This is a genomic window from Clostridioides sp. ZZV14-6009 (assembly GCF_020658095.1).
In the GTDB taxonomy this organism is placed as follows: Bacteria; Bacillota; Clostridia; order Peptostreptococcales; family Peptostreptococcaceae; genus Clostridioides.
Map to the genome: position 1 here is coordinate 45528 of NZ_JAGWDG010000016.1, position 14411 is coordinate 59938.

The 14411-nt window shown below is 27.9% G+C and carries 14 protein-coding genes; all 14 read right to left on the reverse strand.

The features are described from left to right. Nucleotides 1–349: 349 nt before the first annotated feature. The gene (locus KGF36_RS16465; RefSeq protein ID WP_227842755.1) at nt 350–925 is read right to left on the reverse strand and encodes an indolepyruvate oxidoreductase subunit beta; all 576 of its coding nucleotides are present in this window, start codon (nt 923–925) and stop codon (nt 350–352) included. Next, entirely contained in the window at nt 925–2706 is a 1782-nt protein-coding gene (gene iorA / locus KGF36_RS16470) for an indolepyruvate ferredoxin oxidoreductase subunit alpha (RefSeq protein WP_227842756.1), read from the reverse strand. Before iorA ends, KGF36_RS16465 begins: the two co-directional genes overlap by 1 nt. A gap of 425 nt (nt 2707–3131) precedes the next feature. Beyond that, the gene (locus tag KGF36_RS16475; protein WP_227829981.1) at nt 3132–3527 is read right to left on the reverse strand and encodes a hypothetical protein; all 396 of its coding nucleotides are present in this window, start codon (nt 3525–3527) and stop codon (nt 3132–3134) included. Nucleotides 3528–3938: 411 nt separating this feature from the next. Then, entirely contained in the window at nt 3939–4355 is a 417-nt protein-coding gene (locus KGF36_RS16480) for a hypothetical protein (RefSeq protein ID WP_227829982.1), read from the reverse strand. A gap of 213 nt (nt 4356–4568) precedes the next feature. Further along, nucleotides 4569–5891, reverse strand: a complete 1323-nt coding sequence (locus KGF36_RS16485; protein ID WP_227829983.1) for a M56 family metallopeptidase — start codon at nt 5889–5891, stop codon at nt 4569–4571. 10 nt (nt 5892–5901) lie between these two features. Beyond that, nucleotides 5902–6261, reverse strand: coding sequence for a BlaI/MecI/CopY family transcriptional regulator (locus KGF36_RS16490; RefSeq protein WP_227829984.1), 360 nt, complete (start codon nt 6259–6261; stop codon nt 5902–5904). Between the two features lie 204 nt (nt 6262–6465). Next, nucleotides 6466–7245, reverse strand: a complete 780-nt coding sequence (locus KGF36_RS16495) for a DUF975 family protein (protein ID WP_227842757.1) — start codon at nt 7243–7245, stop codon at nt 6466–6468. Between the two features lie 286 nt (nt 7246–7531). Continuing rightward, nucleotides 7532–8143, reverse strand: a complete 612-nt coding sequence (locus tag KGF36_RS16500) for a hypothetical protein (protein WP_227829986.1) — start codon at nt 8141–8143, stop codon at nt 7532–7534. 92 nt (nt 8144–8235) lie between these two features. Further along, a complete protein-coding gene (locus KGF36_RS16505) occupies nt 8236–9225 on the reverse strand; it encodes an ornithine cyclodeaminase family protein (protein WP_227842758.1) in 990 nt (329 codons plus the stop codon). Between the two features lie 107 nt (nt 9226–9332). Beyond that, a complete protein-coding gene (locus tag KGF36_RS16510) occupies nt 9333–10196 on the reverse strand; it encodes a DUF3298 and DUF4163 domain-containing protein (protein ID WP_227842759.1) in 864 nt (287 codons plus the stop codon). Between the two features lie 119 nt (nt 10197–10315). Beyond that, nucleotides 10316–10897, reverse strand: a complete 582-nt coding sequence (locus KGF36_RS16515) for a CheB methylesterase domain-containing protein (protein ID WP_227829989.1) — start codon at nt 10895–10897, stop codon at nt 10316–10318. 39 nt (nt 10898–10936) lie between these two features. Next, nucleotides 10937–11740: a CheR family methyltransferase gene (locus tag KGF36_RS16520; protein WP_227829990.1), complete on the reverse strand. Its 804-nt coding sequence runs from the start codon at nt 11738–11740 to the stop codon at nt 10937–10939. Between the two features lie 35 nt (nt 11741–11775). After that, nucleotides 11776–12216, reverse strand: a complete 441-nt coding sequence (locus KGF36_RS16525) for a chemotaxis protein CheW (protein WP_227829991.1) — start codon at nt 12214–12216, stop codon at nt 11776–11778. A gap of 12 nt (nt 12217–12228) precedes the next feature. Next, nucleotides 12229–14355: a chemotaxis protein CheA gene (locus tag KGF36_RS16530; protein WP_227829992.1), complete on the reverse strand. Its 2127-nt coding sequence runs from the start codon at nt 14353–14355 to the stop codon at nt 12229–12231. Nucleotides 14356–14411: the final 56 nt, after the last annotated feature.

The window sequence follows — 14411 nt, forward strand, 5'->3', positions numbered from 1 at the left end:
AATCTAAATAGCTCTCCTTCCTTTCAAGTATTTATTTTATTGTTATCTCTATATAAATATATTTATTAAATATTGCTTATTTAGGTATTCATTTTCCATATTTAAATTAATAAAATTTCGTTTTTAAATAACTATCTCAGTAAATAGCTATTGCATTAAATAACTATTACATATAATTTTATTTTATAATTATTTTTTAACCCTTTATATATTATATTTTTAATTAATCTTTCCTAATCCCTTGTGTATTATATCTATAATTAATCTTTCCTAACCTTTTGTATATTATATATAATTATTTTTTCTAACTCTTTATATAATATAGTTTTTTATCTGTAATTTTTATTTTCTAAACATTCATTCCTTCTCTTAAAGCTTTTATATTAATTTCTATAAATCTAGGCTTAACCTGTTGTGACACTATCTTTTCCCAATCTATGTCATTTTCTAGCTGTAAAGCCTTAATCAATGCTCCTAAAAGTACTACATTCATAACCTTCTCATTTCCAAGACCTCTGGCAATATCAACTGCCTTTATCACTGTTACATCCACTTTTTCTTTAATATCGTCTATTATATTTTCAGGATAATCCACTCTTCCTGTTAAAATTGGTGCTGAAGGCATTTCATAATCATTTACTACTAATTTACCATCAGGTTTAAGGAAATCAAGATATCTTAAAGCCTCCATAGTCTCAAATGAAACTAATACATCAACATCTCCTTTTCCAAGTATAGGAGAATGTACTTTTTCTCCATATCTAACTTGTGTTGTTACGCTTCCACCCCTTTGAGCCATACCATGAACTTCCGACATCTTAACATCATATCCAGCATCTATAAGCCCTGCAGAAAGTATTTTACTTGCTAAAACAGTACCTTGACCTCCTACTCCTGATAACAATACATTTTTAACCTTTTTCATTATTTTTCACCAACCTTTTTTATAGCATTTACTGGACATACTTGTGCACATACTTTACAACCTACACATTGAGCTTGATTTATACTTGATTTCTTTTTAGATTTATCAAATCTCAAAGCAGGACATCCCGTTGTAAGACATTTCTTACATCCAATACACTTCTCATCATCTACGCTACAAATTGATGGTGTAAGGTCAAATCTTTTCTTATCATCTTCTGTAAATTTTTTTAATGCACATGGCCATCTAGTGATTATTACTGAAGGTTCATCAATTGACAAAGCCCAATTTAACGCTTCTTTAACTTCATTCAACATGTTAGGATTAACTATTTTTACGTTTTTACAACCCAAAGCTTTTACTATAGTCTCAATGTCCATCATTTCAGTAACATCACCTTGTAATGAAAATCCAGTTCCAGGATTTTCTTGATGACCAGTCATTCCAGTAATTCTATTATCAAGAATACATGTTACAGTATTACTTTTGTTGTAGATTATATCTATTAGACCATTTATTCCTGTATGGAAGAATGTTGAATCTCCTATTGTAGATATAGTTCTCATGTTAATATTATTTTTAGTAAATATCTTTTGTGCTCCATGAGCTACACCTGGCCCTCCTCCCATACATATACAAGTATCTTTAGCATTTAAAGGCTCTGCTCCTCCTAAACCATAACATCCTATATCTCCACTTATAAGTACATTTTTAACCTTTCCTAGTTCATAGAAAAATCCTCTGTGTGGACATCCTGCACATAATGTTGGAGGCCTACCAACTATTTTTTCTTGGCTATATTCTATTAGTTTTCTTTTTTCTCCTAAAATTGATTGCGCTATAATATCTGGATTTAACTCACCTATATTAGGTATCTTTTCTTTTCCAATACATGGTATGTTATTTTCTTTAAGATGTTCTTCTATATAAGGTTCTAATTCTTCAATTACATAAACAGTTTCTACTTGTTCTGCAAAATCTCTTATCTTCTTTGTTGGAAGAGGATATGTAAATCCTAATTTTAAATATGATACAGTATCTCCAAACACATCTTTAGCATACTCATAAGAAGCTCCTGAAGTTATCACGCCTATTTTCTTATCATTCCATTCTATAAAGTTTAAGTCAGTTTCATTAGAAAACTCTTCAAGCTTTTTTAATCTATCTTCAAGTTTAATTCTCAATGCTCTTGAAGTTGCCGGAATAGCATCAAACTTAGAAAGATTTCTTTCATATTTTTTTACAACTGTTTCTTCTTTTTCTCCTAACTCGACAAGTCCTTTACTATGACATATTCTCGTCACCATTCTAAATAAAACTGTTGTATCATATTTTTCACTTATCTCAACAGCAGCCTTTATCATATCCTTGCATTCTTGGCTGTTACTTGGTTCTATCATAGCTATCTTTGCAAATTTAGCATAATGTCTATTATCTTGTTCGTTTTGTGATGAGTGCATTCCAGGGTCATCTCCAGATACAATAATCATCGCACCATTTACTCCCATATATGCATATGTAAATATTGGGTCTGCAGCAACATTTACTCCAACATGCTTCATAGCTGCGATAGCCCTACCTCCTGCAATAGACGCTCCTATTGCTGACTCTACTGCTACTTTCTCATTTGGTGCCCACTCTGCAATTATGTCATCTTTATATAGTGCTATATTTTCCAATATTTCAGTACTTGGTGTTCCTGGATAAGCAGCTGCATAAGATATACCTGCTTCATAAGCACCACGTGCTACTGCCTCATTTCCTGTAAGCAATTGTTTCATGCCTTTCCCCTCCTTAGAAATAATACCTTTTTGATAACTTAGTGTATTTGTTAGTGATACATTTTAGAAGCTATCAACTATATATTTATTATCAATAAAGTTTAAATATTGATAGTAAATAATACTATGAATCCATAAATTTATAATATTGTTCTTATTTTATTTACTAAGCAATTGTCATGCCAATAACCTCAGTTTTTTAAAACCAGCTTTTAAAATACCCATTTGGATATTTTCTTTAAATTTTAATGAATCTAATAACTAGCATTTAACTTTCTTTAGAATTTTCATAATATTTTCAATATTATTTCAAACAAAAAAAAGTAATGTTAACATTTCTTAACATACATTAAAAAAAGTTAACATTACAAGCTGAATTAATACTTCTTACTTTGACTAAATTTACTTTTGTATCATTTAATTATTTAACGACCATAGAAACCTATCAATCCATTTCCATTATCTATTCTCATAGGTTTCATAATCTTTAAACCTTCATTTTTTATCTTTTCTAAATCTTTTTCCATACTCTTAATTGTATTTTCAAGGTCTTGTGAACTTAAATCTTTAACTTGTGTGGTGTCTTTAGCATATGCTTTTAACTCTTCAATACGCTTAGCATACTCTTCATAAGTGTAATACTCAACTCCATATTTTTCTAAGTCAGCAGGCTCAGTTATTCCTGATTTTATTAGAGAATCAAACTTCTCTAATGTAATATTAGATACATCACTACTTTCATCAGCAAATACTGCTCCTGTTCCTCCTAATACTATAGCAGATGCCATCATTGTACTTATAAGGGATTTTTTTATTTTCATAACTCATCTTCCTTTCTTAGAGATTTATTTGGGTAGTGTAGTTTCTAATGACTATTACAATAGTTATAAACCACACCTTTAGACTATCATAATAGTCACTTTTATATCAAGTATTTCTATAAAGTTTTTTAGTAAAAATCCCTATTCTAAATAAAAAAAGTAATGTTAACATTTCTTAATACATATAAAAAATGTTAACATTACAAATTGGGTTTAATACTTTTACTTTGACTAGATTTACTTTTATATTATTTAATTTGTTTATTTTTTACTTCTCTATCTTCATGTAGACTTTAAGTCTTTTGTTATTGTTTATTTATTGCTTTTTTTATTCTTGTTTGCTATGTTTAATTACGCTTATTTAGTTTTTTAACTACTTTTGATACTTATCACTAAAAAACTTAATATTAATTATTCAGCTATATCAGCTCTAGATAAAGAAACTGCCAATTGAGTTCCATCTTCATTATCTATTACGATAGGTTTCATAATCTTTAAGCCTTCAGTTTTTATCTTTTCTAAATCTTTTTCCATAGTCTTAATTGTATCTTCAAGGTCTTTTGAACTTACATCTTTAACTGCTGAAGGGTCTTTAGCATATGCTTTTAACTCTTCAATATGCTTAGCATACTCTTCATAAGTATAATACTCAACTCCATGTTTTTCTAAGTCAGCAGGCTCAGTTACCCCTGATTCTACTAGAGATTTAAACTTGGATAACTCAATATTAGATACATCGTCATTTCCACTTGCAAATACTGCTCCTGTTCCTCCTAGTACCATAGCAGATACCATCATTGCACTTATAAGGGATTTTTTTATTTTCATAACTCATCTTCCTTTCTTAGAGATTTATTTGGGTAGTGTAGTTCATAGCGACTATTGCAATAGTTATTAACTACACTTTCAGACTATCACAATAGTCATTACTGTGTCAAGTATTTCTATAAAATTTTTTAATAAAAAATACTATCTCAAAATAAATTTAATTATTTTAAGATAGTATCCCTAATTCTCAATCCATCTTTATTTGTCATATACCTAGTTACTTTCAGAAGCTTTATATTGCACTTTATTATTTGTTAAAGTCTTCATACTTTTTGTTACAGATATATTCTTAGAAACATTATCAACTGGTACAACTGAATACTTTAACACATCAGAATATACTTCTTCGCCATCAACCTTTGAACTAATTTTCTGATTTTTATATGTTTCTGATGTACTTAAGTCAATACTTCCATTACTTTCATCTGATAACCCTATAGAAGTATTTGTGCTACTTATCTTAGATTCTATTTTTAATGGCTGACCTCCTATTGAAAAGTCATTTTCATTACTTTGCTCACTTTCCATTAGATTAAAAGATTCAACTTCATCAATTTCTTTATTCCCAGTTGCGAAAACAACACTAGTTCCACAAATTAACACAGCTGAAACCAAAAAAGTAATATAGGTTGATTTTTTAAACTTCATAACATTGACTATTCTTTCTTCTATCTTTGTCTTTCCAAATCCATTATAAAGTGTCATTGGAAATGTATTATGTTCCTCTGCCAAACTTATAAGTGCAGTTGCATAATCAGCTCTATATTCTTCACCAACTATACTCATTACCTTTTCATCACAACTAAATTCTATATCTTTATTTAATAAAAAAAGCATTACCCAAACTAAAGGATTAAACCAATGAATAGCAAGGGCTACAAGCATAAAAAACTTCAACATATTGTCAAACCTATTAATATGAACTAATTCATGAGTTAAAACAAAGTTTAAAGTTTGGTCATTACTATAGTCCATTTGTTTTGGCAAAATGATATTTGGTTTTAAAATACCAGTCGTAAGTGGTGTTTTAGTAAATTCAGATATACAAACAAAAAATTTTCTAAGACGCCTATTATCATATGCCCACTTTTTGATAAATTCATGATTTTTTATATGTATCGAAGTTTTAAAAAGATTAATCGTCCTGATATACTTAAAGCATAAAAACATAATAAAAATAATAGAAATTCCAAACGTTAAAATACTTGAGATTTCAAATGCTGTAAAATTCTCAAGATTAAATAAAGCCTTAGACTCTCCAAAATTATTCTTGCTTATAAAATTATTATTTTTCTTAATTGAATAATTTACAGCTGATGTATTTCCCAATTGGGCATCAAAATTTGACTCAATAATGCTATAAATACTAAAACTAGAGTTTAAACTTACTGGTACTAAAAGTTTAAACAGAACAACTAGCCATAATAATACAAATACCTTTTTAGGCAATTTTTTAAACAAACATGCTCTTATAAAAATAACAATTAAAATTAAAACTCCAGAAGTAACACTCATTTCTAATAATTTAGTGAACATTAATCTTACCTCACTTTAATTTCTCAACAATCTGTTTAAGTTTTGTAATCTCATCACTTGAGAGATTTTCTTTATTAATAAAAGCTGAAAGAAATTTTTCTGAAGACCCTCCAAACATTTTATTAATTAAGCTTTCTGTTTCATGCTTTTGAACTTCTTCTTTGCTTATTAAAGGTTTACAAACAAAGTTTGGTTCAATTCTTTCTATTGCACCTTTTGATACTAATTTTTTTATAACTGTATACGTAGTGTTTCTATTCCATCCGGTCTCTTCCTTTAAAATTTTTACTAATTCCCCTGCTTTACTTTCTCCTATCTCCCATAGAACTTCCATCACTTTAAGTTCTGAATCAAATAATTTTATTTCCATATAAAATCGCTCCTCAAATATGGTTATCACAATAGTCAATATTATAATTTAAAACTATCACAGTAGTCTATGTGATGTCAACCATTTATTTTTTTAATAACAAAAACTGTCCTTTAAAGAAATAGTTCTTGTAAAAGACAGTCTTGTCATTCTTATACTTTAATATCTAAATAAAGCTTTATTTTATTTAACTATAAAACTATCTTAATACATAGAATAAGATTTTTCCTTATCTAGCAATATATTTTCTACATCTGGATTATCTTTTAATAATTCTCTATAGAAATTACAATTAGTAACTCCTATATATGGAATTAACCATAACAAACCTATTCCTAAAGTGAATATAGTCAATATATACCATCCTATAAAGCTAAGATTTAATATAAATAGTTTAAGTACATTTCCCTTCATCATATCTAAACTAGCACCCATTGCTTTAAATACACCCAGATTATCTTTGTCTTCACATATTAAAAAAGCAGCTTGAGAAATGTATAATAGCAATATATAAACTGGCAACATCAACACAATTACTATAATAACTAGAGTTATAGCAGTAGAAATTACAGTTCCTACTCCAACGTTATTACTTGATAGATATTCAATTGCTCCACTAGTAAGTAAAACTCCAAATGATAAAAATGCTCCTATAATTGTAATTATAAAAGAATAAATATAAACAGCAATTGATTCTAATATATAAAGTCCAAAACTTCTTAAATAAATTCTTCCATTTACGAAGATATCTCCCATCTTGACTTTTTTATCTTTAGTAATCTTTAAAAACATGCATGTAAATCCTGCTGCAACTAAAAAACCTATTATAGCTACTATGATAGTAGTTAAAGGCTCAAAAGGTAATCCTATAAATGATATAACTAATATCAACGCAATATATATTGCCATATTAATTGCACATATTCCCCAGTTTCCAGATAACTGAGCTTTTGATACTCTTTTTAATTCTTTCCTTGATAACATAAAAACACCCCTTTCATTTTATATAAAAAATCTCCCTAAAAGCATATAAATAAACTTTTATCATATAATATAATATTAATATATCATATTTTCGACTATATAACATACAATTATTCACCATGTTTTATCAAGATATAACATAATTGTATTGAAAGTTTTATATAGTCAAAACTGCCAAGTATATCAAATAAATTTGAAAGGTAGTGTTCAATAAATAATAAAATAAACTATCTTCCAAACAGTTTATTATATGTTTAAAAGATAGTTTTAGTGTCTTTAAAATAAATTAAATTGTATATATTCCTTCACATAATTTTTGTATATTGCTAGGTGGTTGCCATTTACCATCTTTTTTAGTATATGTAATTGAAGTTGTAACATCCTTAGTTGGCTTTTTGTTGTAAAGGTCGATAATCATTTTTGCCATATCGTCTTGAACTTCTTTTTCTGCTTTGTTGTAATTATTTTTATCAGTTACATATGATTTTACTAAATCATTTGCCTCAGACATTACTTTACTAGTATCCAATGCTTTACTTACAACTTTTAGAGTTATCTTATCCTTACTAGAAGAATCTACTGTTACTGTCTTTTCAACACCTTGTATTAATTTAACAATTGTGCTGTATATCTTTTCAGCATTCTCTTTTCCATAAAGAGGTGTTAATTGATTAAGCATTGAAACTTTATCTACGTTGTTATAAGTTTGAATTCGTTTATATTCAGCTTCTGTCAAAGCTTCAGAAATACCTTTTTCATCGTATTTATACATTTCTAGTGCTGCTAAATTAGCTTCAAAATTCGATTTTACTTTTTCTTCTGCATTAGAACAGCCTATAGTTAGAACTAAAACTAAAGCCATAATAGCAGATAAGATTAATTTTTTTACCATTTTCATACAAATATCCTCCCTCAGTTAATTGAATAAAAAAATTTATTTATTGATATTATAGCATAATTTTGTCTAATTATAACTTTATTTTGAAAATTTTACCACTTCCAGTCTGTTCCAATCCCTCTATCTTTTGCTTTATCATATATTCTTTTTGCTGTTACGACATCTTGTACACCTATTCCGACACTTTTAAACACAATTATTTCATCATCATTTTCTCTTCCAGAAATAGTTCCGTTTATAACATTTCCTAAATCACCACTAAAATCAGCTTTACTTATTTTACCTTCTTCTAAAGGAATCAATATATCTCCTGATTCTGATAAAACTGCATCTGTTGATTCAAAAAATATCTTAGATGCTCTAATTAAACAAGTTGGGCACATCTCTTGCATATCTGGTAAGTATGAACCTACAGCACTTACTAATGCTCCCTTTTTCACTAAATTTCCATCAAATACTGGTTTTTTTGATGTAGTTGCTAAAACTATTACATCAGCATTATCTATGGCTTCATCAGATGACTCAACTGCAACTATTTTAGTGTTATATTTGCTTAGCTTTAAGTTCATCTCTTTTGCAAATTTTTCTCTACTTTCTTTATTTCTACTGAAAACTCTTACTTCATCTAAATTTCTAGCTTCTAACATAGCCTCAAGTTGTGACTCACCTTGTCCTCCTAAGCCTATTAAAGCCCCTATCTTAGAATCTTTTTTAGCCAAAACATCTATAGCTGCACCAGATGCTGCACCAGTACGAACTTGAGTTATATAAGTACCATCTAAAGCAGCACATACTTCTCCAGTTTCGCCATCTAATAATAATACTGTTGCTGGAATTACTGGTTTGCCTTTTTGAGCATTTTTAGGGAATACAGATACAATTTTTATTCCTGCACACCCTAAGTCCTCTACATATCCTGGCATAAATAACATACTAGCATCCTGACTTGGAACTGGTATATTAGTTCTCAAAGGAGTTACACTTTTCCCTTCGCAATAAATTTTAAAAGCTTCTTTATCAGCCTCAATTGCATCTCTCATAGTAAATACTTTTTTTATGTCATCTTTTTTTAAAAGTAGCATTTTACATACCCCCAATTTTAATAAGTTTCTATGCTAGATATTATAACATAACATTTTAATACAAATTCTATTTCATATTAAATAAATATATTTCATATTAAACAATCCTATTTCATATTAAACAAATCTACATACTCCGATTTTAACATGTAGCTTATTAGTTTTTTATTTATTGAAAATTCTGGTATTCCCGCTGCATATGGAGTTATATCGTATAAATCAAAATATATAACTAAGTTATCATCTTGCAAATAAAAATTTTGATTTTCTTTTATCCCCTTAAAATTATATATTCCTACATTTTCTTTATCTTTCTTTTCCAAATCAGTTATTTGTTGTTTAATTTCCTCATCTATAACTTCTTTATATTTAGCATTATCTTTAAATAAGTCCATTAATTCTAAAAACTTACCTGTTCTCATATCTACATTATAAGCTATATCTTGATAATATCCATGTGCTCCACCACTATAAGTATAATATCTTACCTTTATACTAAGAGTAGAATCAGTATTCTTTTTAAGTTCAAAGTCTACATTTGCAACAAATTTATTTTCTTCATCAGGATTATCTTTAAGGTATTGTTTTGCCTCTTTATACGATTTGTTATAAAATTCAAATATATCATTTTTTATTCTATCATTTGTAGACCTTTCAACAATCTTATTTGAATTTGTTATTATAGGCATATTTATAGTGCTTTCTATATATTCATCATTTTTAACTATTGTTTTACTTCCTATTGTACTTACTGATAAAGTTTGTTTACTATTTGTAATATCTTTTGGCAATGATTGATTGCTCATAACGCTTACAGCTTCTTTATCTTTATTTAGATTAAGTAAAGCATCTTTCCCTAAATTATTATATCTATAGTCATGTTTAATTGCTAAAACAGCTATTATAGTCAAGGATAAAACAAACACATATCTTAAAACTCTAGCTTTCGTATTTACTTTAAAAAATTTCATCTTATCATTTTCCTCCTAAATATAAATCTCTCTTATTATATTTGGAGTTTCTAGGGTTTTTTATCCATATATTTTAATAAAAGATTAATTTTTATTTATAAAAATTAATCTTTTGCTTTTCAAATATTAAGATGACTTATCAGACAACTTGAAATTTTATCAAGTGGTAATTGGATTACAACAGAACCTCTATCAAACGCTATCATTGGCATTCCGTATACAATGCAAGAATTTTTATCTTGCCCAATTGTAAATGAACCTTTTTCTCTCATTTTCAAAAGTCCAGTTGCTCCATCTGAACCCATTCCTGTAAGTATTATCCCTATTGAGTTTTTACCTGCTACTTGTGCTACTGAGTCAAACAAAACATCTACAGATGGACAATGTCCACTTATTCTTTTACCTTCTTCACAAGTTACATAATACCCATCTTTATCTAAATGTAATTTCATTTGATATCCACCAGGTGCAATAAGTACATTTCCTTGCTCTACTCTATCATTATTTTTAGCTTCTCTTACATTCATAATACACTGCTTATCAAGTCGTTGTGCATACATCTCAGTAAATATAGCTGGCATATGTTGAGCCACAACAACCCCTGGTGTAGATTTTGGTAAGTCTTTTATAATCTCAAGTATTGCTTCTGTACCACCTATAGATGCGCCTATAGCAATGACCATGTTATTAATATTTTCCACATTACCGCCCCCACAAAATCATATACCCAAAATATTCTTCTATTTTTTATAAACAGCAGGTTTTACATAGTTGTATTCTGTATTTCTTCTATTTACTATCTCTGCATGACCTACAAATAAAAAGCCATCTTTTTTAGTTACATCATAAAATTTACTTATAAGCTCTTCTTTTGTTTTTAAATCGAAATAAATCATAACATTTCTACAAAAAATCAAATCAAAAAATTGATGTGAGAAATCTTCAATTAAATTGAATGTTTTAAAAAATACACTTTTTCTAATCTTATCACAAACTTTAAATGTACCATCTTTATTATCTATGAAGTATTTCTTCTTCCATAATTTTGGAACATTATCAACATTTGCTTCTGTGTATATAGCTCTTTTAGCTTTTTCAAGTGAATTCATTGAAATATCTGTGGCTATAATTTTAATATTCCACAAATCTTTCTTACTTCCAAAATAATCATCTAAAATCATAGCTATTGAATATGCTTCTTCTCCGCTGGAGCAACCTGCACTCCATATATTTAAGTTTCTGAGTTTATTATTTTCTTCCCAAAAAGGAAGTACATTATTATACATATACTCAAAATGCTGATGTTCTCTCATAAAAAATGTATGATTTGTGCTCAACCTATTTATTAAGTTTATAGCTTCATTTCCTGTCTTATCCTTAAATAATAGGTTCATATATTGACTAAAAGAACTAAACTTTCTCTCTCGCATTGTATTATATAGTCGTCCTTCAATTAATACCCTTTTTTTGCTTAAATCAATTCCATACTCTTTTTTTATATAGTTTACAAGAATTTTAAATTCTTCATCAGTAAGTTTTATCATACAAAAACTTCCTCCTGCTAATTTGTCAAATCTAATTACATGCTGCCAATTAGAAACTTTCGAATATCTAAAATTAGTATAGAATTATCTCCAACTTTTACAATCTCTTTTATAACTTTATTTATATTTACGTTGTTAGAAATAGTTGTCTCTAGTAAGTTTAAGTTATCTATAAGAACAACATCAACAATTTTATCTACAATAATTCCAACTTGATACTCATCAATTTTTATAATTATTATACATGTTCTCTCATTATAATCAACTTCAGGAAGATTGTATCTAATATGCATATCAATAACTGGTATAATTCTTCCTCTCAAATTAATAACTCCATTTATATAATTTGGAAGACGTGGTACATATGTTATTGGTTGAAACCTTATAGTCTCAATTACATTTTCTAATTCTATTCCATAAATAACATCATTAACATAAAATGTTAATACTTGTTTTATAATCTCATCTGTAGACATACTTTAAATCCCCTAATATATTTCCATAATGTTATCTGCATCTATAATCAGACTTATACTTCCATCACCAAGTATTGTGCATCCTGAAAAACCATTGTTTTTCATATTAAACCTGTTAAAATAAACTGGAAATGGCTTTACTACAACCTGTTGAGTTCCTATTATTTCATCCACAAAAATACATACTGCTTTATGCTCATTTTCTATGATTATCATATTCCCATTTACTAATTCAGTTATATCTGTATGAATATCATATATTTTATGTAATCTTATAATAGGAATACATGCTCCATATATTGTAATTAATTCTGTTTTACTGCCATCTTTAATTACTTGGCTTAAATCTGCAAGTTTAAATGTACTTCTTATTGATGATATTGGCAAAGTAAACATCGAATTTCCAACTTTGAACTCCATACCTTCTACTATAGAAAGTGTCAGTGGTATTTTTATAGTAAATGTTGTTCCTTCATCTTTTGTACTTTTTACACCAATTGAACCGCCGACTTTTTCAATACTTTTACGAACAATATCCATCCCTACTCCTCTACCAGAAAATTCAGTTATAGATTCCTTTGTAGAAAATCCTGGAGTCATAATTAAAGAATTAATTTCATCATCAGTATATTCATTAATTTGATGTTTAAGAAGACCTTGTTCTTTAGCTTTTTCCAAAATCTTATCTTTCATGAGGCCTCTCCCATCATCTGAAATACTTATGACAGCTTCTCCACCTAAATTTTCAGCAGATAAAATTATAGTTCCTATTTCTTTTTTACCTTTAGATATACGTTCAGCAGCAGGCTCTATTGCATGGTCCATAGCATTCCTTATAATATGCATAAATGGTTCTGCTAAATTATCCATTACATTTTTATCTACTTCTGTTTCATTTCCTATAGTTATTAGTTCAACATTTTTTTCTAATTTTTTATTCATATCTCGTACAATTCTATGCATTTTTTGAAATACGCCTGCAATTTTAACCATACGCATTGACATTACTATATCCTGCAATTCATCTGTAAGCTTATGTAATTGTCTTGTTGCTTTATTGAAATTATCTATATCAACACCTTTAGAATCTACACTATTTACAACCATTGATTCCATAATTACAATTTCTCCAACTATATTTTGAAGCAAATCTAGTTTTTCTAAATTTACAGTCATAATATTTTGTTTACTTATTGGCAGATGCTCATTTTCTTCAATTAAACCATCTTGCTCTAAATCAATTTCCTCATTTAAAACACTTTCTTGTAATTCACTTTTTTCTTTTACAAAATTATTTTCATCTTTGGAATTTATCTCCAAATTAGTTTTTAACTTTTTCGCCAACATATTATCCTGTTTTTCACTTGTATATATATCATCTTTATCAACATTTGAATACTCTTTTACATATAGATTATCTTTTATTGTTTTATAAATTATGTTCTTATCATCTTTATCGATAAATTGTATATAAAATCCATATTTTTTAATATATTCTGCTGTATCCGTATTTTTTTCTACATCCTCAGGATAAAATGCTAAAAATTCACAGTAATCTTGCAATTCAAATGTAAGCATAAAGGCTCTTACATTTTCCATCATACAATCTTGTTCAAAAACTATTTTAACTATGTCTGAGCCTTCTTTATATGAAAAATTTAAATTAGTTATTTCTTTTTCGTATGTGTCTTCTAAGTTCAACTTATCTTGTAAATTTGTAGAACTTGATAGTTCTAGAGTACTTACATAATCTTCAATATCTTTTATAAAGCTAGAGCAATCAGAAGTTATACAATCTCCTGATTGTAGTTTCCCAACATCAGATTTTATAAAATCTAATGCTTGAAAAACTAAATCAAACAATAAATCATTATCTATAATCTCTATTTTTCTTTCACGTATAATATAAAATAGGTCTTCTACACTGTGTGCTAAAGCAGACATATTGTCTAGACCCATCATAGAAGCTGAGCCTTTTATTGTATGCATAATTCTAAAAGTTTCATTAATATTACTGTTGCTAAATACTCTTTCTTTTTCTGTCTGAATCATAATTTCATCTAATTGCTCGAGTAATAGACTTGTCTCAAAGATAAACATATCTAACATTGGTCTCATACTTGGTTCAATATAATTCATATTTATCACCTACAGTCGACAAATAAATTTCTATTTTTCATTATATATAATATTCT

Bases quoted from the DNA above. Each gene is read 5' to 3' on its own strand.
- iorA (WP_227842756.1), bottom strand. From the start codon at position 2,706: ATGAAACAATTGCTTACAGGAAATGAGGCAGTAGCACGTGGTGCTTAT.
- KGF36_RS16505 (WP_227842758.1), bottom strand. From the start codon at position 9,225: ATGCTACTTTTAAAAAAAGATGACATAAAAAAAGTATTTACTATGAGA.
- KGF36_RS16475 (WP_227829981.1), bottom strand. From the start codon at position 3,527: ATGAAAATAAAAAAATCCCTTATAAGTACAATGATGGCATCTGCTATA.
- KGF36_RS16495 (WP_227842757.1), bottom strand. From the start codon at position 7,245: ATGTTATCAAGGAAAGAATTAAAAAGAGTATCAAAAGCTCAGTTATCT.
- KGF36_RS16500 (WP_227829986.1), bottom strand. From the start codon at position 8,143: ATGAAAATGGTAAAAAAATTAATCTTATCTGCTATTATGGCTTTAGTT.
- KGF36_RS16530 (WP_227829992.1), bottom strand. From the start codon at position 14,355: ATGAATTATATTGAACCAAGTATGAGACCAATGTTAGATATGTTTATC.
- KGF36_RS16465 (WP_227842755.1), bottom strand. From the start codon at position 925: ATGAAAAAGGTTAAAAATGTATTGTTATCAGGAGTAGGAGGTCAAGGT.
- KGF36_RS16480 (WP_227829982.1), bottom strand. From the start codon at position 4,355: ATGAAAATAAAAAAATCCCTTATAAGTGCAATGATGGTATCTGCTATG.
- KGF36_RS16525 (WP_227829991.1), bottom strand. From the start codon at position 12,216: ATGTCTACAGATGAGATTATAAAACAAGTATTAACATTTTATGTTAAT.
- KGF36_RS16510 (WP_227842759.1), bottom strand. From the start codon at position 10,196: ATGAAATTTTTTAAAGTAAATACGAAAGCTAGAGTTTTAAGATATGTG.
- KGF36_RS16520 (WP_227829990.1), bottom strand. From the start codon at position 11,740: ATGATAAAACTTACTGATGAAGAATTTAAAATTCTTGTAAACTATATA.
- KGF36_RS16485 (WP_227829983.1), bottom strand. From the start codon at position 5,891: ATGTTCACTAAATTATTAGAAATGAGTGTTACTTCTGGAGTTTTAATT.
- KGF36_RS16490 (WP_227829984.1), bottom strand. From the start codon at position 6,261: ATGGAAATAAAATTATTTGATTCAGAACTTAAAGTGATGGAAGTTCTA.